At 68.7% G+C, this 24,751-nt stretch carries 21 protein-coding genes, 1 tRNA gene and 1 pseudogene; 7 read left to right on the top strand and 16 right to left on the bottom strand.

Annotated elements, in window-relative coordinates; translation table 11 throughout:
- Window positions 1-8 precede the first annotated feature (8 nt).
- Window positions 9-1,220, bottom strand: a complete 1,212-nt coding sequence (locus tag HFP15_RS23495; RefSeq protein ID WP_168518893.1) for an oxygenase MpaB family protein — start codon at window positions 1,218-1,220, stop codon at window positions 9-11.
- Between the two features lie 89 nt (window positions 1,221-1,309).
- Between HFP15_RS23495 and HFP15_RS23490 the strand changes: the two genes are divergently transcribed.
- Window positions 1,310-1,380, top strand: a tRNA-Gly gene (locus HFP15_RS23490).
- Here the strand turns inward: HFP15_RS23490 and HFP15_RS23485 are convergent.
- The 4 genes from HFP15_RS23485 to HFP15_RS23470 are packed head-to-tail and all read right to left on the bottom strand — an operon-like array spanning window position 1,372 to window position 3,257.
- Window positions 1,372-1,782, bottom strand: a complete 411-nt coding sequence (locus HFP15_RS23485; protein ID WP_168518892.1) for a hypothetical protein — start codon at window positions 1,780-1,782, stop codon at window positions 1,372-1,374. The two genes, HFP15_RS23490 and HFP15_RS23485, sit on opposite strands and share 9 nt — an antisense overlap.
- Entirely contained in the window at window positions 1,783-2,451 is a 669-nt protein-coding gene (locus HFP15_RS23480; protein ID WP_168518891.1) for a hypothetical protein, read from the bottom strand.
- Window positions 2,452-2,478: 27 nt separating this feature from the next.
- Window positions 2,479-2,853, bottom strand: a complete 375-nt coding sequence (locus HFP15_RS23475) for a hypothetical protein (protein ID WP_168518890.1) — start codon at window positions 2,851-2,853, stop codon at window positions 2,479-2,481.
- Between the two features lie 35 nt (window positions 2,854-2,888).
- Window positions 2,889-3,257: a roadblock/LC7 domain-containing protein gene (locus HFP15_RS23470; protein ID WP_168518889.1), complete on the bottom strand. Its 369-nt coding sequence runs from the start codon at window positions 3,255-3,257 to the stop codon at window positions 2,889-2,891.
- 392 nt (window positions 3,258-3,649) lie between these two features.
- Here HFP15_RS23470 and HFP15_RS23465 point away from each other — a divergent pair, with 392 nt between their 5' ends.
- Both HFP15_RS23465 and HFP15_RS23460 read left to right on the top strand, forming a co-directional pair.
- Complete coding sequence (locus HFP15_RS23465) at window positions 3,650-4,294, top strand: YdcF family protein (RefSeq protein ID WP_168518888.1); 645 nt, start codon at window positions 3,650-3,652, stop codon at window positions 4,292-4,294.
- A gap of 25 nt (window positions 4,295-4,319) precedes the next feature.
- Window positions 4,320-4,769: a nitroreductase family deazaflavin-dependent oxidoreductase gene (locus tag HFP15_RS23460; RefSeq protein ID WP_168518887.1), complete on the top strand. Its 450-nt coding sequence runs from the start codon at window positions 4,320-4,322 to the stop codon at window positions 4,767-4,769.
- A gap of 3 nt (window positions 4,770-4,772) precedes the next feature.
- On the opposite strand, the gene glmS is transcribed toward HFP15_RS23460, so the two are convergent.
- From glmS to rhaI, 10 genes are all read right to left on the bottom strand, one after another.
- Window positions 4,773-6,599, bottom strand: a complete 1,827-nt coding sequence (gene glmS / locus HFP15_RS23455) for a glutamine--fructose-6-phosphate transaminase (isomerizing) (RefSeq protein ID WP_168518886.1) — start codon at window positions 6,597-6,599, stop codon at window positions 4,773-4,775.
- A gap of 10 nt (window positions 6,600-6,609) precedes the next feature.
- The gene (locus tag HFP15_RS23450; RefSeq protein WP_168518885.1) at window positions 6,610-6,867 is read right to left on the bottom strand and encodes a hypothetical protein; all 258 of its coding nucleotides are present in this window, start codon (window positions 6,865-6,867) and stop codon (window positions 6,610-6,612) included.
- Window positions 6,868-6,927: 60 nt separating this feature from the next.
- Window positions 6,928-8,073, bottom strand: coding sequence for a tRNA dihydrouridine synthase DusB (dusB, locus tag HFP15_RS23445; protein WP_210717758.1), 1,146 nt, complete (start codon window positions 8,071-8,073; stop codon window positions 6,928-6,930).
- Between the two features lie 64 nt (window positions 8,074-8,137).
- Window positions 8,138-10,837 carry a family 78 glycoside hydrolase catalytic domain gene (locus tag HFP15_RS23440; RefSeq protein WP_168518883.1) on the bottom strand — a complete coding sequence of 900 codons (2,700 nt, stop codon included), beginning with the start codon at window positions 10,835-10,837 and terminating at the stop codon, window positions 8,138-8,140.
- Entirely contained in the window at window positions 10,834-12,240 is a 1,407-nt protein-coding gene (locus tag HFP15_RS23435) for an L-fucose/L-arabinose isomerase family protein (protein WP_168518882.1), read from the bottom strand. Before HFP15_RS23435 ends, HFP15_RS23440 begins: the two co-directional genes overlap by 4 nt.
- The gene (locus HFP15_RS23430) at window positions 12,237-15,716 is read right to left on the bottom strand and encodes a hypothetical protein (protein ID WP_168518881.1); all 3,480 of its coding nucleotides are present in this window, start codon (window positions 15,714-15,716) and stop codon (window positions 12,237-12,239) included. Before HFP15_RS23430 ends, HFP15_RS23435 begins: the two co-directional genes overlap by 4 nt.
- Entirely contained in the window at window positions 15,713-16,996 is a 1,284-nt protein-coding gene (locus HFP15_RS23425) for an MFS transporter (RefSeq protein ID WP_168518880.1), read from the bottom strand. Before HFP15_RS23425 ends, HFP15_RS23430 begins: the two co-directional genes overlap by 4 nt.
- A 123-nt stretch (window positions 16,997-17,119) precedes the next feature.
- On the bottom strand, window positions 17,120-18,463 hold the full coding sequence (locus HFP15_RS23420; RefSeq protein ID WP_168518879.1) for a rhamnulokinase: 1,344 nt from the start codon (window positions 18,461-18,463) through the stop codon (window positions 17,120-17,122).
- Window positions 18,460-20,478: a bifunctional aldolase/short-chain dehydrogenase gene (locus HFP15_RS23415; RefSeq protein ID WP_210717757.1), complete on the bottom strand. Its 2,019-nt coding sequence runs from the start codon at window positions 20,476-20,478 to the stop codon at window positions 18,460-18,462. The genes HFP15_RS23420 and HFP15_RS23415 overlap by 4 nt, the downstream gene beginning before the upstream one ends.
- Window positions 20,475-21,641 (bottom strand): L-rhamnose isomerase, encoded by a 1,167-nt coding sequence (gene rhaI, locus HFP15_RS23410; RefSeq protein WP_168518877.1) that lies wholly within the window; start codon window positions 21,639-21,641, stop codon window positions 20,475-20,477. The genes HFP15_RS23415 and rhaI overlap by 4 nt, the downstream gene beginning before the upstream one ends.
- Window positions 21,642-21,733: 92 nt before the next feature.
- Here rhaI and HFP15_RS23405 point away from each other — a divergent pair, with 92 nt between their 5' ends.
- Both HFP15_RS23405 and HFP15_RS23400 read left to right on the top strand, forming a co-directional pair.
- Entirely contained in the window at window positions 21,734-22,735 is a 1,002-nt protein-coding gene (locus HFP15_RS23405) for a LacI family DNA-binding transcriptional regulator (protein ID WP_168518876.1), read from the top strand.
- A 54-nt stretch (window positions 22,736-22,789) separates the two neighbouring features.
- Window positions 22,790-23,248: a DUF6328 family protein gene (locus HFP15_RS23400; RefSeq protein WP_168518875.1), complete on the top strand. Its 459-nt coding sequence runs from the start codon at window positions 22,790-22,792 to the stop codon at window positions 23,246-23,248.
- Between the two features lie 16 nt (window positions 23,249-23,264).
- Here HFP15_RS23400 and HFP15_RS23395 read toward each other — a convergent pair whose 3' ends face one another.
- Window positions 23,265-23,600, bottom strand: a complete 336-nt coding sequence (locus tag HFP15_RS23395) for a DUF3040 domain-containing protein (protein ID WP_210717756.1) — start codon at window positions 23,598-23,600, stop codon at window positions 23,265-23,267.
- A gap of 167 nt (window positions 23,601-23,767) precedes the next feature.
- Between HFP15_RS23395 and HFP15_RS43565 the strand changes: the two genes are divergently transcribed.
- The gene (locus tag HFP15_RS43565; RefSeq protein WP_281355625.1) at window positions 23,768-23,896 is read left to right on the top strand and encodes a hypothetical protein; all 129 of its coding nucleotides are present in this window, start codon (window positions 23,768-23,770) and stop codon (window positions 23,894-23,896) included.
- Between the two features lie 203 nt (window positions 23,897-24,099).
- Window positions 24,100-24,630: pseudogene (locus HFP15_RS23390) on the top strand (dienelactone hydrolase family protein); the annotation flags it as partial.
- Window positions 24,631-24,751: the final 121 nt, after the last annotated feature.

The following is a 24,751-nucleotide window of genomic DNA, read 5'->3' as shown; positions in this document are numbered from 1 at the left end:
CTACATACCTAGGCGGCCCGCATGTGCCTCGTGTAGGTGGGATCGAGCTGGAAAATCTTGGACAGCTGGGTCACGTAGCGGCGGCGTTCCATCCGGCCGATCAGTTCCTGGACGCTGGTAGCGCCGGGGACGCGACGGCGCACGGTCTCGGCCGCGAAGTTGACCGCGGCCGCGGCGAGTACGGCACCTTGGGCGAGCGGGTCGTTGGGCAGTTCGAGGAAGTCGGCGTTGGTGCGGCCGAGCACGAGACGGCTGATGGAGGAGTGCACGCGCACCGAAACGTGGGCGAGCACCTTGCCGAACGCCCCCCGGCCGACGCCGATGCCCTCGTGGGTGACCAGAAGGGCTTTGGCCAGGCGTTTCGAGTCGTCGTCGGGGATGAACTCGGTGGTCGCGAGCAGCCAGAGCAGGCGCCACGCGTCTTCCTCGGTGGCGGGCAGGAGCTCCTCGTCGATGCCGAGCAGCCAGCCGACGTAGCGCCAGAGGTGGATGATGTCGGCGCGCTCGCGCTCGGTGTAGCGAATCCCGAGGAACTGGGTGCCGAGCACGAAGACGAGGGAGAACAGCAGGAGCGTGCCGACGGTCTGGAGCTGGTTGATCGGGCGGTCCCAGGCCTCGTAGTCCCAGTCCTGGCGGCGGTTCATGGCGTCGCGGACGTAGGCGTGGACGAGCCGGACGCGCAGGGAGGAGGCGTAGCCCTTCCCGTGCGGGCGGAGGCTGCCGGGAGTGGTGACGTCGATCCACCACGCCGCGGTCTCGACGAGGCGCTGGCCGGCCATGTGCTCGATCTCGCCGGTCGCGACGAGCGGCTTGGTGGCGCGCGAGGCGAGGTAGCCGCCCATCAGCGACATGTCGCCGAGGGGGAAGAGCCCGAGCAGCCCGGTGCGGGTGATGGCCTTGGCGCCGCGTTCGATGCGCGTGTGGTCGACCCAGTAGGGCGTGGCCTCGACGTCGGTGAAGAAGTCGCGCAGGGCCTTGGGCGGCCGGTTTATCGAGCCGATGCCGTGCTCGAGCGCCTGGTCGAACAGCTTCCTGGTCTGGGGGCGCTGCCTCATGAGGGCGACCAGCGCGTCCGCCGCCGGGTCCTCTTGGTCCGCGAAGGCCCGGAACCGGGCGAGCTGCTCCGGCGTGGCTCTGATGTCGCCGATGCCGGCCAGTCCTCTGGCCAGCTTGAAGGTCCCCTGCCGGAAGAAGTCGGGATCAGGCAGCCGCTCGTCCATGACAACAAGTGTTGTCAGTTGTGGCCGACACGTCAAGCGAGTGTCCTTGAAGTGGGGGATGCGGCACCGTGTATATTCGTGGTCGCACTGCGGATGTAGTTCAATGGTAGAACATCAGCTTCCCAAGCTGAATACGCGGGTTCGATTCCCGTCATCCGCTCTTGTCGCGAAGGCCCAGGTCAGAAGGTGTCAACTTCGGACCTGGGCCTTCGTCGAGCTGCGCCGGGCTGTAGCTGAAGACCTGGACGACTACCCCGCCCAGCTGGGCAGTAGCGCAGCCGACGACATTGCCCTTGTCATCCGGCGCCGGCCAGTAGACCGACTCCACCGACGGCGCGGTGATCGGCAACGAGACCGCCTTGACCCGCGGATCGGTGGATCGTCCGCTGTTCACATGCCGGAACTCACTTTGCGCTTCGCTTGCGGTAAGGCAGTGGTCAGGTTCGCTTCGTTGCGCGAGGCCGAGGCGGTGGGAGGCGTCGAGGTGCTGACAGCTCCAGCCTGGCCCCCACTGGCCGTCGCCCCGGTTTCGTTCACGCACCCGGAAGTCCACTCCGGACACTCACGGCGCCATTTCCAGCTCCAGTCCCATGATCCGCACCGTGCGGCGGCGGCGTAGCCAGCCTCGCTCGGGCGGGCCGTCCGGCAGCTCGTCGAGGAAAGCCTTGCGTTGCAACGACGTCGCCGAGCGCCAGCGCAGCGACAGTACCGGGCGCACCGGCGCGATGAAGGGGCGCACCTTCTCGTGTGCCTCGTTCAGCCGCGTGTGATAATCGCGGTCCGGCCGGTACGCGAGGTTCAGGTCGATCAGTGGGTCCGCGCCGCCCGCGCGGTGACGGCACCGCGAGAGCATCCGGGCGAGCTCGTCCAGCGCGACCCGCACCGTGCAGGGCATCTGGTCCTGCCAGCGGCCGAGGTGCGGGGCGTTCACCGACGCCCCGGTCATCTCGTCGGCGAGCACGATGAGTGCCCGGACCCGGGTTCCGGCGAGTTCGACACCGATCCGCTGCCCCCTCGCGTCGATGAAGAAGCGAGGCATGCGCCCGGCCAGGACCCTCCCCGACCGCTCCTTCGCCCACTGCTCGATCTCGCCGGACGACGGGCAGGACGACACGAACGTGAACACCAGCTCGTCGCCGGCGAGGGTCATCGCCACCGGGAACAGGGAACCGAGGTCGTGCATGAACGCCGAGCCGGCGAGGAGTGCGGCCTTCGAGCCGCCTTCGGTCATCGCCGCCTCCTCCTGTGCTGGCGCGGGCTACACCTGCAGGTCGGTTTCGATGCGCTTGAGGTAGTGCCTGGCCAGCGCCAGGTTCGCCCGTTCCCGGTCCAGCACCAGGTACAAGAACATCGAGCTTCGGGAACCGGGTGTGCTGAGCAGCCGGATCAGGTGGTACTGGCGGTGCAGCGTGATGAGGATGTCCTCGATGCTGTCGTTGAGCGCGAGCGAAGCCATCACCCGCATCTTCGCCCGCACGACCTCGGTGTTGCCGGCCGCGGCGATCTCCAGGTCGAGCCAGTCGCCGCCACCGCTGGTACCGAGCGACATCCCACTTTCGTAGTCGACCAGCGCGACGCCGACGGCGCCGGTGATGGACATGGCTTCCTTGAGCGCGGTATCGATGTTGAGCATGGTTTTCCTCCTGTGAAAGGGTTTTCCCTGCGGGGCTAGGCGGCCAGGATCGAGGCGATCCGTTCGATGACGGGCCGGGTTTCGAACAGCAGGCGCCCGACGTTCAGTCCCTTGTCGCCCAGCACCACCATCAACGCGACCCGGCCGATGGCGTAAACGGCCATGTAGCCGTCGCTGCTGAACACGACGGTCTGGTTCAGCGTGCCGTGGCCGGTCACTTCGGACGCCTGACGCGCGATGCCCAGATCGGCAGCGGCGAGGGCGGAGATCTTGGCGGGGTCGATGTTCTCGTCCGCGTCGGCGATGATGGGTATTCCGTCGACCGCGGCCAGCACCGTGTCGGTCACCCCGGCGACACTTTCGCGGAGGCCGCGCAACTCGCCGGCCAGTGCGTCGAAGTCCACTTATCCGTCTTTCTCCGTCGGCAGGCGCGACGGTTTCATGAACGCGATCCCGCGTTCACACAGCGTTGGTGCGTGGTGCGAAAAAAAGGCAGCCGAACGGAACGGCCAGCCATTCGAGTCATCGAACAGGCGCAGACCTTACCTGGATCATTACTCAACGCCTACAACGACAGACTTGTTGAATTTAGTACTACACGAACGGCCTAAATATGTTTTTTCTTGTGCCGATAATCGCGCATGGACGTTCGATAATAACCGTGACAGCGGATGTGCAGTGATCAAATTCCTGGCAGTGGCCCATAGGTGCTGTTGGATATTTTGCGCCTGCGAGAGCGGTCGGGAATGTACCGTGATCCGCTGCGGCCCGCTCGCTCCGGGCGGATCATAGTCGCATGCACAGGATCCCCGAGGAGCTGCGCGCCGACGTGGAGACGCTGTGGCAGTACCACGATCTGGGGCACCGGCTCACCAAGGCCGACGTCGGCATCGGGCTCGGCAGTCACGATCTCGGCGTCGCGACACATGCGGCGGAACTGTTTCACGCCGGGCTTTTTCCGCTGATCGTGTTCACCGGTGCCAACGCGCCCACGACCGTTGACCTCTTCCCCCGCGGCGAGGCCGTGCACTTCCGCGAGCAGGCGCTCAGCCTCGGCGTGCCCGACGACGCGATCCTCATCGAGACCGAGGCCGCCAACACCGGCGAGAACTTCGCCTTCACCAAGCGACTGCTGGCCGACCGGCCCCTCCGGTCGGCGGTGCTCGTGTGCCGGCCGTATCAGCAGCGCCGGGCGTACGCGACCTGCCGGAAGGTGTGGCCGGAGATCGAGGTGACGTGTGCGTCGAGCCGGTTGACGCTGGACGATTACGTCGCGTCGATCGGCGATGTCGAACGCATCATCACGATGCTGGTCGGCGACACCCAGCGCATCACGGTTTACGCCGAGCGCGGATTCGCCATTTCCCAGGAAATGCCCGACACGGTCCGGGATGCATTCCGCCGCCTGGTCGAAGCCGGTTACACGCGCCGCCTGATCTGAGTAACGTGCGGGGCGGGAGGGCATTATGGCGAAAACACCCATCACGGCACCGCCCCGGTGGCTCAAACTCGTCAACCGGCTCGTCATCGGCCTGCAGAAGCTCGGGCTGCCGCTCGGGACGATGCGCCTGCTGACCGTCCGCGGCCGCAAATCAGGTCAGCCGCGCACCACCCCCGTCTCGCCGCTCACCGTCGACGGAAAGCGTTACGTCATCGGCGGTTTCGCGAACGGCGACTGGGTCGCGAACGCCCGCGCGAACGGCGACGCGGTGCTGGCGCGCGGGCGGCACCGGGAGAACATCCGGCTGGTCGAACTTCCGCCCGACGAACGGGGCCCGATCATGCGTGCCTTTCCCCGGGAAGTGCCGCACGGCGTGCCCATGTTCGTCAAGGCCGGAATAGTGGAGAACCCGACACCGGACGAATTCGAGAAAGGCGCCGCCAAGGTGGTCGTTTTCCGTATCGAGGCACGCTGAGCCCTACTCCACCGTCACGCTCTTCGCCAGGTTGCGGGGTTTGTCGATGTCCCGGCCGAGATGATGGGCCAGGTGGTAGGCGAAGATCTGCAGCGGCACGGTGAACAGGATCGGGTCCAGTTCGGGCTCGCTGTGGGGGACTTCGATCACCGAATCGGCCAGGCCCTCCGGTAGCGAGGCGTTGGTCACCGCGATGACCGGGCCGCCGCGGGCCTTGATCTGTTCGATCGTCCCGATGTTCTTCGACAGCAACTCGTCGTCGGGCACGATCACCACCGACGGCATGTCCGCGTCGATCAGCGCCAGCGGCCCGTGCTTCAGCTCCCCGGCCTGGTACGCCTCCGCGTGCACGTACGAAATCTCCTTGAGCTTCTGCGCACCTTCCCGCGCGACCGGCCAGCCACGCACCCGCCCGATGAAGAACATCCGTGACGCGCCGCCGTGCTCCTTGGCCACGTCGGAGATGGCGCTTTCCGTCGCCAGCACCTCCGATATGCGCTGTGGCAAGGAATCCAGCGCCGACACGATCCGGGAACCGTCCGAAACGGACAGATCTCGGACGCGCGCCAGGGACAGGGCCAGCATCGCGAAGCACACCGTCATGTTCGTGTACGCCTTGGTGGACGCGACCGACACCTCGGGTCCGGCGTGCAGGAACACCCCGCTCCCGCACTCCCGCGCGATCGCGCTGCCGACCGTGTTCACCGCGCCGATCACCTGACCGCCCTTGCGTCGCAGCTCCTGCACGGCCGCGAGCGTGTCCGCGGTCTCGCCGGACTGCGACACCGCCACGTACAGCGTGTCCTCCTCGACCACCGGGTTGCGGTACCGCAGCTCCGACGCCGGTTCGGCGTCCGCGGGCAGCCGGGACCACTCCTCGACCAGGTTCGCGCCGATCTGCCCCGCGTAGTAGGCCGATCCGCAGCCGATGAACTTGACCCGCCGGATCGCCCGCAACGCACGCGCGTTCATGTTGATCCCGCCGAGCCGTGCCGTCCCGAACCGCTCGTCCAGCCTGCCGAGCAGGGTGCGCCGCACCGATTCCGGCTGCTCCCAAATCTCCTTGTGCATGAAGTTCGAGTACGAGCCGAGGTCGTAGTCGGCGTCGGCGAGGTCCACCGTCATCGGTGTCTTCGCGGTGCGGTGCGCCTGCAGCGTGCTGGTGACGAAGTCGTCCGCGGTCAGCGTCGCCAGCTCGCCGTCGTCGAGGTACACCACGCGCTGGGTGTAGCGGACCAGCGCCGCGACGTCGGACGCGACGAACATCTCCCCGTCGCCGATGCCGAGCACGATCGGGCTGCCGTTGCGCGCGACCACCAGTTGCTCGGGGTTCTGCGCGTCCAGCACGACGATCCCGTACGCGCCGTTGACCTCCCGCAACGTGCTGCGCACCGCGTCCTCGAGCGACGTGGCGTCCCGGCGCAGCGCCGCCGCGATCAGGTGGGCCAGCACCTCGGTGTCGGTATCGGACGTGAACGTGACGCCCTGCTCGGTCAGCCGCTCGCGCAACCGTCCCGCGTTCTCGATGATCCCGTTGTGCACGACGGCGACCCGTTTCGTCGCGTCGGTGTGCGGGTGCGCGTTGTTGTCCGTCGGCTCGCCGTGGGTGGCCCACCGGGTGTGCGCGATGCCGATCGCGCCGGGCTGGTTGTCCTCGACCAGGTCACGCAGCTCGTCCACCCGCACCGCGGCCTTGGTGACACGCAGCCTGCCGCGGTGCACGACCGCGAGCCCGGCCGAGTCGTAGCCGCGGTACTCCAGCCGGTGCAGCCCCTCCAGCAGCACCGGCGTCGCCCGGCGTCTTCCGACGTATCCCACGATCCCGCACATGTCCGCACTCCTAGCCGTAGACGATCCTGCGCAGCTGGCGCTCGGTGAACTCCCCCGCACCGACAGGCCGCTCGGCCAGCTCGGTGGCGATGACCTGCCAGATCTCCGCGTTCTTGCGTCCACGGCGCTGCAGTTCGGCATGCCGGCGGCGCACGAAGGCCTCGGCCGTCTCGCTGAAGTAGGCGATGACGTCCGCGATGACCCGTTCCGCGACCGGCGCCGGCAGGCCCGTCGAGCTCGCGACGTGGCGGACCAGCTGCTGATCCATCCCACGACAGTTACAGCAGAAACGGCTTACGGCAAGTTTCCTGCCCGATTTCGGGCAACATCACCCGCCGGAATGCATGTCCTCGGCCTCGGGCACGCAGTCGTCGTCCGGATCGTCGAGCCAGCCGTGCGGGAGTGTGACCTTTCCGGGCGAGCCCTGGCGGCCACGCGGGCCGAGCGCGTCGGCGGGGAACGGTGCGCTGTGATCGAGCTGCGCGATCAGTTCGTCCAGCTCGTCCAGCGCGGACACCATCGCGAACCGGCGGCGCAGCTCGGAGCCGACCGGGAAGCCCATGAAGTACCAGGCCATGTGTTTGCGCAGGTCACGCATGGCCTTGGTGGCGCCGTCGTGCTCGACGAGCAGCTCGGCGTGACGACGCAGGACCCGCGCGACCTCGCCGAGATCCGGCCCCTCGGGGATCTCGCGTCCCGCGAACGCGGCCTCCAGCTCCCCGAACAGCCAGGGCCGCCCGAGGCAGCCGCGGCCGACGACGACCCCGTCGCAGCCGGTCTGCTCGACCATCCGCAACGCGTCCTGCGCGGTGAAGATGTCGCCGTTGCCGAGCACCGGGATACCGGTGACGGCCTCCTTCAACCGGGCGATCGCCGACCAGTCGGCCTGGCCCGAGTAGCGCTGCGCCGCGGTACGGGCGTGCAGCGAGACCGCCGCCGCGCCCTCGGCCTCCGCGATGCGCCCGGCGTCGAGGAAGGTGTGGTGGTCCTCGTCGATGCCGATGCGGAACTTGACGGTGAACGGCACGCCGGCGGACTCGGCGGCCTTCACCGACGACGACACGATGTCGGCGAACAGGCGCCGCTTGTACGGCAGCGCCGCCCCGCCGCCCTTGCGCGTGACCTTCGCGACCGGGCAGCCGAAGTTGGAGTCGATGTGGTCGGCGAGCCCCTCGCCGACGATGATCCGGACCGCCTCGGCCATGGTCTTCGGGTCGACCCCGTACAGCTGCATCGAGCGCGGGTACTCGCCCTTGTCGAAGGCCATCATGTGCATGGTGCCGGGATGGCGCTCGACCACGGCGCGGGCGGTGATCATCTCGCAGACGTACAGGCCGGCGCCGTACTCGCGGCACAGCCTGCGGAACGCGACGTTCGTGATACCGGCCATCGGAGCAAGCACGACTGGCGGATCGACCTGGTAGGGGCCGATCTTCAGGGCAGGCTTGGTCAAGGTGGCTGTCACGTGCTCCATTGTCGCCGATGATGTCGGTCACAGCGGGACGGCCCTCGGCCCGGCCCGGGCCGCGGGGTCCTGCTCAGGCGAGTAGTTCGCCGAGCGCCCGCTGGGCGTCGGTGCCCCTGCCCGCCGGGTCCTTGCGCGCCAGATGACGGGGCAGGTCCGTGGCCGGGGCGTCGAAGAAGACCGCCGACTGGGCCGCGGCCTCGGCGGCGTCCTTCGCCAGACCGTGCTCCACCAGTACCGCGACGGCCTGGTCCCACAACCGGGGATGGTCGATGAGGTCGCGCACGGTTTTGACGGGGCTGCCGCTGGTGCAGGGGTCCTCTACGGTCCAGCTGTGCGTGCCGTGCCCGATGTCGATGGGCGCGGCGCCCGGGAGGTGAACGGTGGCGCGGGTGCCTGGCGGCACCGTGACGTCGACGGTGAACCGCCCGTTCTCGCGTTTCCAGGCGACGGCGGCTTCGCCGTAGGGGGTGTGGTGGCGGGCGGCCGCGTGCGTGAGTGCGTGGTTGGGTACGGGTTTGACGACGATGTGGCGGTACCCGGGTGCGGCTGGGGCGAGTCCGGCGACGCTGCGGTGCATCCAGTCGGCGACGGCGCCGAGGGCGTAGTGGTTGAAGCTGGTCATCTGGCCGGGGTTGATGGTGCCGTCGGGCAGCATGCTGTCCCAGCGTTCCCAGATGGTGGTGGCGCCCATCGTGATGGGGTAGAGCCACGAGGGGCAGCTCTTTTCGAGCAGGAGCCGGTAGGCGAGGTCGGGGTGACCGGCGGTGGTGAGGGCGTCGGTGATCAGCGGGGTGCCGACGAACCCGGTGGCGATGCGGAAGCCGTTGGCGCGCACGAGATCGGCCAGGCGGTGCCCGGCGTGGCGGCGTTGTTCCTCGGTGGGCAGGAGTGCCCATTGCAGTGCGAGGGCGTAGGCGGTGGGCGCGTCGGAGAGGACGCGGCCGGCGTGGGTGACGTAGTGCCGCGCGAAGGCCTCGCGAGTGGTGGCGGCGAGGGTGTCGTACGGGGTGGGGTCCTGGCCGATGACGCGCGCGGTGCCGGCGACGATTTCCGCGGAGCGGGCGAGGTAGGCGGTCGCGACGACGTCCGGGTCGGCCTTGGCGGCGAACGGGTTGTCGGGCGGTGCGGCCGGGTCGAGCCAGTCGCCGAACTGGAAGCCGCCCGTCCAGACGCCGTCGGTGGTGAGGGAGGCGATCTTGTCGACCCAGGCTTTCATCGAGTCGTACTGGCGGCGCAGGATTTCCGGGTCGCCGTAGCGCTGGTAGAGCACCCAGGGGACCACGACGGCGGCGTCGCCCCAGGCGGTGGCGGCGGGTTCGTGGTCGTAGAGGACGTCGGGGATGACGTAGGGCACGGCGCCGTCGGGGTGCTGGTCGCAGGCGAGGTCGGCGAGCCAGTTGGTGAGAAAGCCGGCGGTGTCGAAGAGGTAGCCGGCGGTGGGCGCGAAGATCTGGATGTCGCCGGTCCATCCGAGGCGTTCGTCGCGTTGGGGGCAGTCGGTGGGGACGTCGAGGAAGTTGCCGCGCATGCCCCAGACGACGTTGCGGTGGAACTGGTTGAGGTCGGCATCGGAGCAGTCGAACCAGCCGGTGCGGCGCAGGTCGGTGCCGACCACGACGGCTTCGGCCTCGAATGCCGCGGCGCCGGTGACTTCGGCGTAGCGGAAGCCGTGGAAGGTGAAGCAGGGCTGCAGGGTGTGCGTGCCTTCGGGCAGGACATAGGTGTCGGTGGCCTTGGCCGAGCGCAGCGGTCGCACCCCGAGTTCGCCGTGTTCGAGAACTTCGGCGTGGCGGACGGTGACCGTGCCGGGTCCGGAGACCCGCAACCGGACCCAGCCCACCAGGTTCTGTCCGAAATCGACCAGGGTCTTGCCGGACGGGGACTGCCAGGTCTTCACGGCGGGCAGGGTTTCGGTGACGCGCACGGGCGGCCCGTCGGGCGCCACGAGCCGGCCGAGATCACCCTCGACCACCTCGACCCGATCGGACACCGGGGTGGCGGTGAGGTCGGCGGTCTGGCCGTCGTAGATGTCGTCGGACCGGATCGCTGCGGTGCGGGCGGTCCACTGCTCGTCGGTGCCGACGACCTCGCGGGTGCCGTCGGCGTAGGTGAGTTCGAGCTGAGCCAGCAGCGCGAGGCGGTCGCCGTAGAAGGCGCGCTCGCCGGACCAGGTCAGCCGCCCTCGGTACCAGCCGTTGCCCAGCACCACGTCGAGGGCGTTCTCGCCCTCGGTCAGCAGCGAGGTGACGTCGTAGGTCTGGTAACGCAGGCGGTGCTGGTAGGACGTCCAGCCCGGCGCGAGGATCTCGTCCCCGACGCGGTGCCCGTTGAGGGTGGCCTCGTACACGCCGTGGGCGGTGGCGTACAGGCGAGCGGACACCACGCCGGGGCGCACGGTCAGGGTGCGGGAGAGGATCGGGGCCGGGCCGTCGATCGTGGCCGGGCTGAGAAACCGCGCGTGCCAGTCCGATTCGGACAGCAATCCGGCCTCCACAGTGGACGGTTCACTCCACTCCGACCACGACTCACCCGAGGCGACCCGCACCCGTACCGACGCCCGCTCCCTCGACGACAACGGCTCGAACGGCCACGGCACCAGCACCTGCTCGGCGGACTCGACCCGGACGACGACCCCGTCGCGCTCCAGCTCATACGCCGTCTGCGACCACGACGGATCATCCGTGACCACCTGCCACGACAACCGGGGCCGCGCCACCCCCACACCCAGCGCGCGGTCCCGGTGCTCAAAACGAACAGGACTGACAGTCAACGGATGTCCTCCTTCGAAACGACAACGAGCCCGAGGCCGAGCAGGTCGGCGACGGCTTGCAGATCGGCACGCCGGTGTCCGGTGCCGAGCGCCCAGTGATGGCCGATACCGGACATGCTCCACGCATCGGTCCATTCGCCCGGGTGGCAACCGAAATCCACCCGCGACGTGGTGTTGCCGATGCGCAGCAACGGACCGTCGACGACGGTGCCCTCCGACACCACGAACCGGAACGACCCGTCCAGTTCCTGGCCCAGTCCGAACGCGGTGACCGGGCCGTGCTTGACGTCGAACTCCACGGACACGCCCCAGCCGCGTTTTCCGTGATACACGCCGAGCCCGCGCAGGATCGGCTTGCGGTCGCTGATCGCCAGATGCGCCGGACCGTCGTGACCCATCTCCACGACGCCGTCGTCGAAATTGAGCGCCTGCAATTCGGTGAACGAACCGCCCGCACCGAGCTGGTCGAGAATCAGCTGTGCCAGCGACGTCCGCAGCTCGTACTCGCCGGCGGCCGGAATTCCACGCGCGGTCAGCAGCGAGGCCCCGAGAATGAGGCCCGCGCCGACGCGTTCGTGTGTCTCGCCGTTCAGGCCGCGGTGGTAGTAGGCCAGGCTGTCCAGTTCGAAGTCGTCGACCAACTGGTCCAGCGCCACCGAAACCCGGGCCGCCCACCGCAGGTCCTCGGCCACGACGCTGGAGTCCACGGTGAACACTTCGCGCGCGTACGCGACCCGTTCGTCGGTTTCTGTCTCGCTGACCTGCTCCACCCGGACCCGCAGGTCGTCGATCTCCAGCACCTCGACGTGCCCGCCGAACTGGCGCGGCACCAACGTCAGATCGATGGAGACGTCGAGCATCCCGGGATACAGGTGGCCCATCAGGCCGTGGCGCCCGTGCCGCAGCTTGGCCCGCACACCCGCCGCCCGCACCCAGCGGCCGATCTTCTCCCACGCCGCCGGTTCCTCCAGGTACCCGCTCACGCATCGGGTTTCCACGCCGCAACGCCGGAACGCGTTGACCATCTCCGGCATCGGGCAGGCGCCGCAGTAGGCGAGCCACGCTCCGGTGTCGAACGTCTCGTGGTCCATCGACGGGCCGGGCTGCAGGTTGAGCAGCAGCACCGGCGCACCGCTGCGCTGCGCGACCGGCATCAGCATGTTCGAGGTCATGTACGTGGTCAGGAACGCGACGATGATGTCGCATCCTGCCGCTCGCAGGGTTTCGGCGGCGCGGGCGCCCTCCTGCGGATCGGAGACGAACCCGGCATCGACCACCTCGCAGTCGAACTCGCGCATCCGCTGCGAGACCCGCTCGGCGGAAAGCTTCAACTGCGGCAACAGATCCGGAAACTGCGGCCAGTACGCGCCGAGCCCACCCGCGACCAGACCGACCTTGGTCATGCTTCCTCCCCGTAGTGCACAAGCCGAACCGGCCCGAACAATCCCGTACGCACCTGCCCGGCCGCGACCGCCGTCGTGGGTGAGGCGTCGTCGAGATACCCGGCGAGGGTGCCGCGCACGACGACCTCCAGTTCGTTCACGCCGGGTCGCGGTGTGATCTCGGTGCGCCACGGCGCCCACACCAGCCGGTCCACGAGTTCCCCGTTGACCAGCACGTCGGCGGTGCCGCGCACCTCGCCCAGATCGAGCACGGTCCGGCCGGACGCGGTGAACGTGGTGCGGTACCGGACCTGCCCGCCGAGCGTGCGCAGCCCCAGCTCTTCCCAGCTCAGCAGGGTTGTTCCGGTCTCGGTGACCTCGACGGCCACCGGTCCGTCGAGCAGCGCGCCGCCCCGCCTGCCGTCAGTCGCGCTGATGCGCAGGACCACCGGAGTGCCGCCGCGCAGCGGTTCGGGCAGGCGCACCACGCCGTCGAGGACCTTGTACTCGGCGTCCTCGATGTGCACCACGGTGTCGAGCGTCGTCGGGATGCCCATCGATGTCGTGCCGAGCGGCGCGGGGAAACGGAGCTCCTCGATCCGCTCGCCTCCCGGCGCCATGTCCGGGATCACGGGCACGACCACGTTTCCCTGCGCGGCTTCGGGTTCGAGCCAGTGCGCGCCGGGCAGCGGATGCGGCCTCGGCCGCGCACACAGGAACCGCGAGGTGGTGCGACGGTGCACCGTCCCCCACCCGGCGTCGCTGATCAGCCCGAGGCCGGGACCGTCGACGGCGGCGGCGCAGTCCACCAGCCGCAGCTCGATGACGTTGCGTCCCGGCCGCAGGTATTCGCGCAGGTCATAGGGGTGCACGCGGATTTCGCGGAATCCCGGGTACGGGCTGAAGTCGCCCTGCCTGCCCACTTCGACGCCGTTGACGAGCACACTGCACGCGCCGTCGGCGGCCACCTGCACCACGGTGTCCTCGGGTATCCCGGCCGGCTCGAACTCGCGGCGCGGGGAGCCGGTCACCCACTCCGGCCTGCGGTAGGCGTCGGGGTCGGTGACCACCGCGAACGACGCCCGCACCGGCCCGCCGTCCCCGGTGAACTCGATCTCCAGCGACACCGTGCGACCCGCGGTTTCCGGCGGCAGGGTGCTGAACGTCTGGTAGCCCTCGCCCGGCGCGGGCAGTTCGCGCCCGTCGACCAGCACCCGGCGCGCCGCGCTCGAACCGACCGCGAGGAACAGCCCGGTGCGCTCCGGCAGCGGGAGGTGGGTCCGCACCGACACGCGCTCACCCGCCGCCACGTGCCGCCAGTCGAGGAACTCGTCGGGCACATAACCCTTGGGGCCCAGCGTGTCGTTGTGCACCGGGTCCTTGCGGATTCCGCGCGAGAGCGACCATTGCTTGCCCTCGGCGAACGGGCCGAACGTCGCGATCCGGCCGCCTTCGAAGCGCCACACCTCGATCGGCAGCACGCCCGGCCGGTCCGCCGCGGCGAGGTCGCCCTGTGAATTGTCCAGTGTGGACCCCGCTACGGCGCGCCACGGGCCGTCGAGCACGGTGGCGCCGACCGGTTCGCCCAGCGGTGCGCGAGTGGCGGGCGGAAGGTCGGCACCGAACACCACCAGCGACATCGGCCCGTCCGTGAACGGCACCTCGGCGACACCGTCCACAACGGCCAGTTCCGTGCGCGCACCGGTGCGCGGGTCCCATCGCTGCGCGCGGGCGGGCAACCCTTCGACGCGGGCGACCCGGCCGGCGGGCGGCACGAAGTCGTACCCGTTCTCGCGCAGCTGCCGCCAGTACTCCTCCCAGGGGAATCCCGTGTTGTGCCAGTCGTCGTTGTCCAGGCGCACGATCGGCGCCCGGGTGCCGGTGCGCTCGTCGTGCGCGGTCAGCAGCAGGACGAACGTGTCGCCGTAGCGCCGCAGCAGCGAGGGCGCGTCGGCCCGCACCGGCGGCGGCGGAAGCCGGACATCCTCCGGGCGATCGACCTGCGTCGCGCCGGTCAGCCCGTCGGGTACCGAACCGACGCAGAACACCGTCCCGCCTGCCGCTGCCAGCTCGGACAGCCGTTGTGCGGTTTCCGGCAGCAGGAGGGCGACCTCCGGCAGGACCACGGTCCGGTAGGTCTCCTCGCCGATACGGAGTCCCTTGTGGTCGGCCGTGCCGGAGGCGATCGTGGCCTCGTCGAGCGTGTCGTGGTCGATCCCGGCCTGCTCCAGCACGCCGCGTTCCTCGGCGTACCAGGTGCTGACGCCGTTCAGCCGGTGAAAACAACGCGCCGATCGCAGTGCCGGTTCGAGCGGGCCTTCCGGTGTGGTGTAGGCCTGCGCGGTGCTCGTGGGGGACAGCAGAACCGTGTCACAGACGTGGGTGCCGCCGGCCAGCACCGAGCACAGCCGGGTGACCGCGGTGGCGAACTGGTGGTAGGAGGGCCAGTACGGCTGCCGCCAGCAGGTCGACGGCGGCGCCCACTCCCACCAGCCGCCCGCCGTCGAGTAGTACACGGCGTGCGGGTCGTACAGGTTCGCGCCGCGACGCAGGAACGGGGCGAGCCAGTCGTAGGTCTCCTCCAGCGAACCGCCCCAGCCCGAGGAGTGGAACGCCTCGATCCACGTGCGCGGATGCCCGTGTGCGTGCGCGAGCGAGCTGTGCACCTTCGGGTCTCCCCAGTGGTCGCTGCCCGGCGCCCCGAATCCCTTGTGCGTGCCCAGATAGTCGCCGTAGAGCGTGACACCGCCCGCTGGATCGCCTTCCCGGGCGGGCGAGGCCTGGTCGAAACCGCAGACGAGACCACGGTCGGCGAACCACTTTTCGAGCGGGTCGAAGAAGGCGCGCCGTGCCAGTCGCGCCCTGTGCTGCTGGTAGTCGCGCCGCACCAGCGGATCGCCGTCCTCGAACAGTTTCGCGGGGTCCAGGTCGTAGCCGTAGCGCGCGGCGAACGTCTCCGCGAAGTCGTGGCCCCAGGTGGGCATCGCGGGCAGTTCGTCCTGGAAGAAGCCGGGGATCACGGTGCCGAACCAGCGGCCGACCTGCCGGTCCAGCTCGCCGTGCACCTGGTCCAGCAGCGCGGCGCAGGCCTCGACGCCGAAGTAGTCGAAGCCGCTGACGCTGATCCCGTCGCGGGAGAGGGCGAGCCCGGCGAACTCCGGGTTGGCCGTGGTCAGCCTGCCCTGGAAGTTCGCGCCGGAAAAGCCGATCTGGTCGTACATCCACAGCGAGAACCCGAGTTCGGCCGCGTCCTCGCAGGCGCCGTCGAGCAGCCCGATCCACTGTGGACTCAAGAACGGCGGGTCATCGGCGAGCGAACCGAACAGCGGGCCGGTGGGCGCCAGGCACATCACCACCGCCTGCCGCACGCCCTGCGAGATCAGCTGTTCCATCTGCCACCGCAGCCGGTCCCGCCGGACCCTGGCCCCGCTCCACCACCAGATCGGCAGCGGGCTGAACTCGGGGCCAGGGTCGGTGAACCTTGCGTGCAAGGTCATGCGGCGGCCCGCTCCGCCTCGATGTCCTCGAGCGACTTGCCCGCGGTGTCCGGCATGAAGAAGTAGCCGACGACACCGCTGATCAGCAGGCAGAGCATGAGTAGCAGCGCGACCGGCCGGATGCCCGTGCTCGCGAGGGTGGGCACGAAGAAGCTCCAGATGCCGAGGAACGTCCGCGCGATGCCGAACGTGAAGCCCTGCGCGGTGCCGCGCAGCATGGTCGGGAACAGCTCCTGGCTGAAGATCTTGTACATCGCCTCGCCCGCGAACGACGAGCCGACCCCGAACAACACGATGTTCACGATGATGACCGGGATGTTGAACGGCAGCACGAGGTAGGCCAGGAACGCGGCCACCTGCATCACCGCGCCCGCGCCCCACATCACCTTGCGGTTGAGGTGCCCCCGGTCGGCCATGCGCATGAACGGGATCGTCGCGAGGATGCCGATGACGAACCCGGCGCAGGACAGCGCCACACTGGCGGCCTGGCTGCCCGCGTGCAACGTCTTGATGATGTACGGGGTGAAGATGCCGTTGGTGCCTGCCGCGATGTTCCAGAACAGATAGATCACGGCCGTCCATACCAGCGCCTGCAGGTTGCGGCCGTTGAACAGTGCCCGCACCTTGTGCTTGACCGGCGCCGTCGAGGCCGTCTCCCACCGCGCGGATTCGGACAGCCCGCGCCGCAACGCCCAGGTGACTATCGCGACGACGAACAACATGCCGAACACGATCCTGATCCCCAGCACGTCCAAAGAGGACAAGGCCAGCGCGAGCAGCAGCACGATCACCGGACCCGCGTACCAGGCGATCTGGGTGAAGGCCAGCAGTTTCCCGCGTGCCTTCGACGGCGAGAACTCGCCGACCAGCGCGAGCGAGGTGGGCACGTCCGCGCCGACCGCGACACCGACGATGAACGTGCCGATGAACAGCATCGGTGCGTTGACCGCCAGCATGATCAGCAGGATGCCGACCGCGTAGACGAGCAGGTCGTACTTGTAGATCCGTTTCCGGCCCAGCTTGTCCCCGAGCCGTCCGCCGATGAACGCTCCGACGGCGCAGCCGAGCGCGTTGGGGCCGATGGCCGCGACCGCGCCGACCGCACCGTCGCTCAGGCCCAGATAGGTCTGGAACAACGCGAGGCCCGATCCCAGCGCCACGATCGAACCGGCGTCGAGGTAGGACGCCATGCCGGCGAGAACCGACCATTTCCACTGCTGGCGGGTAACGGTGCCGCTGTCCTCGGCCGGGCTTAGGCCGACCGTGTCGCGCGGGGTCATGCGAACCTCCGAGTCTCCGTTGACGTGGGTCACATTTTGAAACGTATTAATACCGGAGGATAGCCAAGGTCAGAGACTCGTTCAACCCTTGATGGACAGCTTTTAAGACAAAAATGAATCGTTTCACTGCGGCCGGTACACGTGTGGGCGCTGACTGTGCGCGAGCAGATCTCGCATGGCTGCCAGGTCCCCGCGGACCGCTCCGTGCGCCCTGGCCTGGACAAGCAGGTTACCCAGGGCCGTGGCTTCGACCGGTCCGGCGATTACGGACAGTCCGCACGCGTCGGCGGTCAGCTGGCACAACAATTCGTTGCGCGCGCCGCCACCGACCACGTGCACCACCTCGACTCGTTTACCGGAAAGCCGCATCGCGTCCTCGAGCGTGCGCCGGTAGGCCTCGGCGAGACTGTCGAGCACGCACCGCGTGAACTCGCCCGGCGTTCGCGGGACCGGCTGACCGGTTTCGGCGCAGGCGGCGGCGATCCGCCCGGGCATGTCACCGGGTGGAAGAAACCGCGGATCGTTGGCCTCGATCACCGACCGGCGCGGCAGCGCGGCGGCCTCGTCGAGCAGCCTTTCGGTGTCGGGGATTTCCCATACCCGTTGGCATTCCTGCAACAGCCACAGCCCGGTCACATTGCGCAGGTAGCGGACCGTGCCGTCCACACCGAGTTCGTTGGTGAAGTTGGCCGCGCGGCTTTCCTCCGTCAGTACGGGTTCCGGCAGTTCCAGACCGACCAGCGACCAGGTTCCCGAGGAGATGTAGGCGAAGTTCTCGCTCGTCGCGGGCACCCCGGCGACGGCGGACGCGGTGTCGTGCGAACCGACCGCGTACACCGGGGTTCCGTCGTAGGTTCCGGCGGGATCGCCGGGTTTTCGCAGTGGCGGGAACAGGTTCGTGTCGACCACGGCCCGCTTCGCGACCTCTGCGGACCAGGTTCGGGTGCGCGGATCGAGCAGCGCGGTGGTGGACGCGTTCGTCACCTCCGTGCCCGCGACGCCGGTCAGCCAGTACGACAGCAGGTCCGGAATCAGCAGCAGGCGTTCCGCAAGCCGCGTCCTGGATTCGGCCGCGAGCTGGAACACCGTGTTGAACGGGAGGAACTGGATACCGGTCTCGGCGTAGAGCCGCTCGGGCGGAATCCTGGCCAGCACCTCGTCGATCGCCGGCTCGGTGCGGGTATCGCGATAGTGCACGGGATTGCCCAGCAGCATGCCGTCCGCGTCGAGCAGCCCGTAGTCGACGCCCCAGGTGTCGATACCGATGCCGTCCACCGGCCCCGCCTTGCGCAGCCCGTCGAGAACTCCTCGGTACAAAGCGAGTATGTCCCAGTACAGGACGCCGCCGACGCGCACCGGCCGGTTGTCGAACCGGTGCGCCTCGGTCAGCTCGATCCCGCGCGTGAAGTCCCCGACCATCACCCGGCCGCTCGACGCGCCGAGGTCGACGGCGGCGAAGGCGCTCATCGCAGGAACGCGGCCGCGACCCCGGCATCCACGGGCACGTGCAGACCGGTGGTGTGGGACAGCTCGCCGCCGGTCAGCACGAACACCGCGTTCGCGACGTGTTCGGGCAGTACCTCACGCTTGAGCAGGGTGCGTTGCGCGTAGAAGGCGCCCAGCTCCTCCTCCTTCACGCCGTACACGGCGGCCCGCTGCGCGCCCCAGCCGCCGGCGAAGATGCCCGAACCCCGCACCACACCGTCGGGATTGACGCCGTTGACGCGGATTCCGTACTCGCCGAGTTCGGCGGCCAGCAGCCGGACCTGATGCGCCTGGTCGGCTTTTGTCGCGCTGTAGGCGATGTTGTTGGGGCCCGCGAAAACCGAGTTCTTGCTGGCGATGTAGACGATGTCACCGCCGAAGCCCTGCGCGATCATCGTCCGCGCGGCCTCGCGCGACACCAGGAACGAGCCGCGCGCCATCACGTCGTGCTGCAGATCCCAGTCCCGCGCCGTGGTTTCCAGCAGTGGCTTGGAAATCGAGAGACCGGCGTTGTTCACCACCAGGTCCACCCCGCCGAACGCGAGCGCGGCGGCCTTGAACGCGGCGGCGATGCCGTCCTCGTCGGTGACGTCCGCGACCACCGAAATCGCCTTGTCGCGGCCGCCGAGTTCCCCGGCCACCTCGTCGGCCTTGGTGAGGTCCGCGACCACCACGCAGGCACCCTCGGCCGCGAGCCGCCGCGCGATCGCCCTGCCGATGCCCGATGCGGCACCGGTCACCAGCGCGACCCGCGTGGCCAGCGGTTTCGGCTTGGGGCGCCGCTGCAGTTTCGCCTCCTCCAGCGCCCAGTACTCGATGCGGAACTTCTCGCTCTCGTCGATCGGTGAGTACGCCGAGACCGACTCCGCGCCGCGCATCACGTTGATCGCGTTGACGTAGAACTCGCCCGCCACCCGCGCGGTCTGTGCGTCCGCGCCGAAGGAGAACATGCCGACGCCGGGCACGAGCACGATCGCCGGATCGGCACCGCGCATGGCGGGGCTGCCGGGCGACGCGTGCCGCTCGTAGTAGGCGCGGTAGTCCTCGCGGTATTGCTCGTGCAGTTCCTTCAGCCGCTCGATCGCGTCGTCCAGCGGCGCGGTCGGCGGCAGGTCCAGCACCAGCGGCCGGACCTTCGTGCGCAGGAAGTGGTCCGGGCAGGACGTGCCGAGCGCGGCCAGCCGCGGATGTTCCGCGCGGGACAGGAAGTCCAGCACGACCTCGGAGTCGGTGAAGTGCCCGAGCTGCCTGCGGTCGGTGGATGCGAGCCCGCGGATCACCGGTGCCAGCGCGGCCGCGCGCTCCCGGCGTTCGGCCTCGGGCAGCGGTTCGTGCACGACCGGCCCGAACGGTTCGGCGCGGCCGTGCTCCTCCAGGAACCGCGCCGCGGTGTGGATGATCTCCAGCGAATGCGCCTCGGCCTCGTCGGAGGTCCAGCCCCAGGCGGTGATGCCGTGCCCGCCCAGAATGCAGCCGATCGCCCGCGGGTTCTGCGCCTTGATCTCGGCGATGTCCAGGCCGAGCTGGAATCCCGGCCGCCGCCACGGCACCCACACCACGCGATCGCCGAAGCACTGCTCGGTCAGCTTCTGCCCGTCGGCCGCCGTGGCCAGCGCGATTCCCGAATCGGGGTGCAGATGGTCCACGTGTGCGGCGTCGACGAGTCCGTGCATCGCGGTGTCGATGGACGGCGCCGCGCCGCCCTTGCCGTGCAGGCAGTAGTCGAACGCGGCGACCATCTCGTCCTCGCGCTCGACACCGGGGTACACCTCGACCAGCGCGCGCAGCCGGTCGAGCCGCAGCACCGCGAGCCCGGCCTCGGTGAGCGTACCGAGGTCGCCGCCGGATCCCTTGACCCACAACAGCTCCACGGGCTCGCCGGTGACCGGGTCGGTGTCGCTGCCCTTCGCGGAGGTGTTGCCGCCCGCGTAGTTGGTGTTCGCCGGATCAGCCCCCAGCCGGTTCGACCGTGCGATCAGGTCCTCGACAGTGCTCATGCTCCCCATCCAGCCTGGTTCCCGCCGACTCGTTCGGCGTTGATGCGGTCCTGATAGCCCGACCGGCGATACGCGGCCACCGGATCGGGATCGATGCCCATCTCCTCGCGCAGCTCGGCGAGAATCGGCCGGACATCGGTCGAGTACGCGTCCATGAACACGTCGTTCGCCGCGATCACGTCACCGGAAAGCTGCGCCTCGGCCAGCGCCTCCCGGTCCACGAGCAGCGCCTTCGCGGTGGCCTCCTGGACGTTGCACACCGAGCGGATCTGACCGGGGATCTTCGCCTCGATGTTGTGGCACTGGTCGAGCATGAAGGCGATGCCCGCCTCCCGTTCGTACCCGCCGCCGCGCACGACTTCGTACATGATCCGGAACAGCTGGAACGGATCCGCGGCACCGACCATGAGGTCGTCGTCGGCGTAGAACCGCGAGTTGAAGTCGAAGGCGCCGAGTTTGCCTTCGCGCAACAGGAACGCGACGATGAACTCGATGTTCGTCCCGGGCGCGTGGTGCCCGGTGTCCACACACACCTTCGCCTTCTCGCCCAGGCGCAGGCAATGCGCGTACGCGGTACCCCAGTCCGGCACGTCGGTGGTGTAGAACGCGGGCTCGAAAAGCTTGTACTCCAACAGCATCCGCTGGTTCGCGCCCAGGCGCGCGTACACCGCGTCCAGCGCCTCGGCGAGCCGGTCCTGGCGCTCGCGGATGTCGTCCTGGCCGGGGTAGTTGGTGCCGTCGGAAAACCACAGCTTCAGATCGCGCGAACCGGTGGCGTCCATGATGTCGACGCATTCCAGCAGGTGGTCCAGCGCCTTGCGGCGGACGCGCGGATCGGGGTTGGTCACGCTACCGAGCTTGTAGTCGTCGTCCTGGAAGACGTTGGCGTTGATGGTGCCGAGCCGGATGCCGGCGGATTCGGCGTACTTGGCGAGCTTGCCGTAGTCCTCGACCTTGTCCCACGGGATGTGCAACGCGACGCTGGGAGCGATGCCGGTATGGGCGTGCACCTGCGCGGCGTCGTCGATCTTCTCCTCGACCGTTCTCGGCACCCCCGGCTGGGCGAAGACCTTGAATCGCGTGCCGGAGTTGCCGTAGGCCCACGAGGGGGTTTCGATCTGCTGCGCGAGCAGTCGTTGCTTGATCGCGATGTGCGCGCCCATGACTGTGTCTCCCCGTCGAGATGCTGTTTCGTGGAACTTGAAACGTTTCATCCGCATGGTAGGCTGTGAGTCTGGTCAGAGCAAGGGGGCCAATGGTCGGCATCAAGGATGTGGCGCGGCGAGCCGGGGTTTCCATCGGCACCGTGTCCAATGTGGTCAATCGTCCGCAGGTGGTCTCGGCGGCGACGCGTTCGCGCGTGCTGTCGGTGATCGAGGAACTGGGCTATGTGCGCGACGAGTCGGCGCGGCAGCTTCGTGCGGGCCGCAGCCGGATCATGGCGCTGCTCGTGCTCGACCTCGCCAACCCCTTCTTCGTCGACGTCGCCCGCGGTGCCGAGGAGGCCGCACACAACGAGGGCCTCAACGTGATCACCTGCAACAGCGGCCAGCGCGTCGACCTGGAGGCCTCGTACCTGTCGATGCTGGCCCAGCAGCGGGTGCGCGGCGTCCTGCTGAGCCCGGTCGACACCACCGGCGAGGCGCTGGAGACGTTCCGCCGCAGCGGTATCCCGTACGTGTTCGTCGACCGCAAGGTCCCCGCCGTCGAGGCGAGTTCGGTGTCCGTGGACGACGTCGCCGGCGGTTCGCTCGCGGCCAGGCACCTGCTGGAGACCGGGCACGAGCGCATCGCGTTCGTCAACGGACCCGCGATCCTGACCCAGTGCCGCGAACGCGAACGCGGTGTGCGGGCGGCGCTGGAGGGCTCCGGCGCCCACCTGTCGGTACTGGAGACGGCCGCCTTGGACGTGGCCTCCGGACGTGACGCGGGTGCCCGCCTGCTCGGGATGAGCCCGCGGCCGACGGCGGTGTTCTGCGCCAACGACCTGCTCGCGCTGGGCGTGTTGCAGGCGATGGTCGGCGCGGGCGTGCGGGTCCCGGCGGAGATGGCGATCGTCGGCTACGACGACATCGAGTTCGCCGGCGCGGCCGCGGTACCGCTGACCTCGGTGCGGCAGCCCGCCAAGCGGCTCGGCAGGACCGCCGCGGAGCTGCTGATCGCGGAGACCACGGAATCGGACGAACCGTTCGAACATCAGGAAGTCGTGTTCGCCCCGGAGCTCGTGGTCCGCGATTCGACGCGGGTTTCGCGGTAAAACGTTTCAAGGTGAAGCGCTGCCGTCGTGGTCTGCTGCTCGTAATCTGATCGAGTGGCCCGAACCGACGAGGAGACGCCGAACCAGCGGCTCACCCGCAATGTGAACGAGCTGCTCTCGGAGCTGCGCGTGGCGCAGGCGGGCGTGCAGATCCTCTTCGGTTTCCTGCTGTCGGTCGTGTTCACCGCCCAGTTCCGCCAGGCGAGCGGGTTCGAGAAGGGAATGCACCTCGCCGCGGTCGTGCTGGCCGCGTCCGCGACGGCGCTGCTGGCGGCCCCCGCGGCGTGGCACCGGATCCTGTTCCGCGGGCGGCGGCGGGAGGAGATCCTGAGTGCGGGAAACCGCGCCGTCCTCGCCGGTCTCATCTGTCTCGCGGCGGCGGTCACCGACGTGGTGGCCCTGATCGCCAAGGTGGTCTACGGGCCGGTCGCGATGGGTTTCGTGGGCGGTTTCGTGGGGCTGCTGTTCGCTGCCCTCTGGTTCTTCGTCCCGCGGGTGCTCGCCCGGTCCTAGGCTTAACCCGGACGGGCTAGCGCAGCCGGTGCAGCCAGAGCCGCCACGAAATCGCCGTCGGCACGGCACAGGAGAGCGCCGTGCCGAGGATCATCAGGAAGACCTGCTGGGTCTGGGCGCCGGCGACGAGGATGAACAAACCCGCGACCATCGAGCAGAGGGCGCCCAGCACGGCCAGCACGACACCGGGAATGCGCATTGGCCGCAACTCAGCGAGCCGCTGAGCCAAGCGCGGATTCTCCTCGGCGAGCTGTCGTTCGATCTCGGACAGTCGCCGCTGCTCTTCGCCATGAAGTGCCATCGCCCGCACCGCCTCTTTTTCATTATGGGCCCGGAAGGTGGCGGTTGTCATGACAGTGATCCGTGTGAACTTTTTTCGGTTGCGAGGCAGTTGCTCACTGTGAGTAGGTAACATAACCTGCGGTTAACACTCTTGTGGGACAAAAGAGCGAGGGATGGGCGCTTGACCTGCGAGAACGGACCGTACGAAGAGTGCGCGTGCGGGTGAGGAGGAGAAGAATGAGCGTCAAACAGCAGGAGTTGGAGAACACTCCGATCTTCGCTGCCCTGACCGAGGAGTTCGACCTCGAACGTCTGCTCAGCGACACTGCTGAGGAGCCGGAGAAGGGCTCCGAGCAGGAAAAGTGACCAAGGCGGGTCCGCGGATGTCACCGTGACCCGGGACGCCGGAGAAACCCGTCGAACGACTGTTGCGGCACCGAACGTGGTCACAATCACGGTCCGCGAGTTCCAGACTTCCTCGGCCTCGTCGAGCCCGGCGGGGCCGAGTCCTTTGTCGCCCCTTGCCGGATTCGCGACAGCGCGAGCACCGCTGTCCTAAGGTGGCTCGCATGATCGATGCGATGCGGGCCGAGACGATCACGATCTCCGGCCACGGTGGGGATCAAATCGAGGCTTATCTGGCGAGGCCGCTGGACGAACGGCCACATGCGGGGGTGGTCGTCATCCACCACATGCCCGGCTACGACGCGGCGACCAAGGAGATCGTGCGCAAATTCGCGGTCAACGGCTACAACGCCCTGTGCCCGAACCTGTACTCGCGTGAGGCGCCGGGTGCCGATCCCGACGACGCCGCCGCGGCCGTGCGTGCCGCGGGCGGGGTGCCGGACGAGCGGCTGGTCGGTGACGTCGACGGCGCGGCGAAGTACCTCGACGCGCTGGACGGGGCCAACGGCAAGATCGGCGTGATCGGGTACTGCTCCGGCGGCAGGCAGACGTTCCTGTCCGCGTGCAGCCTCCAGATCGACGCGGCGGTGGACTGCTACGGCGCGTTCGTGGTCAACGAGCCGCCCGCCGGCATGCCTGCCTCGATGAAGCCGATTCTCGGGCTGGCGCCGCAGCTGTCCTGCCCGCTGCTAGGGCGTGTCTGACAAAGATCTTGGTTGTCGGCTGGGATGCTGCTGTCGTGTCGCGGTTTCGGTTGTTGTCGGATGAGCAGTGGGCGTTGATCGAGGATTTGTTGCCGGTGCGGACGGGTAGACC

It is taken from the genome of Amycolatopsis acididurans (genome assembly GCF_012328925.1).
Classification (GTDB): domain Bacteria; phylum Actinomycetota; class Actinomycetes; order Mycobacteriales; family Pseudonocardiaceae; genus Amycolatopsis_E; species Amycolatopsis_E acididurans.
The sequence above is the reverse complement of the archived record's forward strand: the minus strand, read 5'-3'. Positions and strand labels throughout refer to the sequence as shown.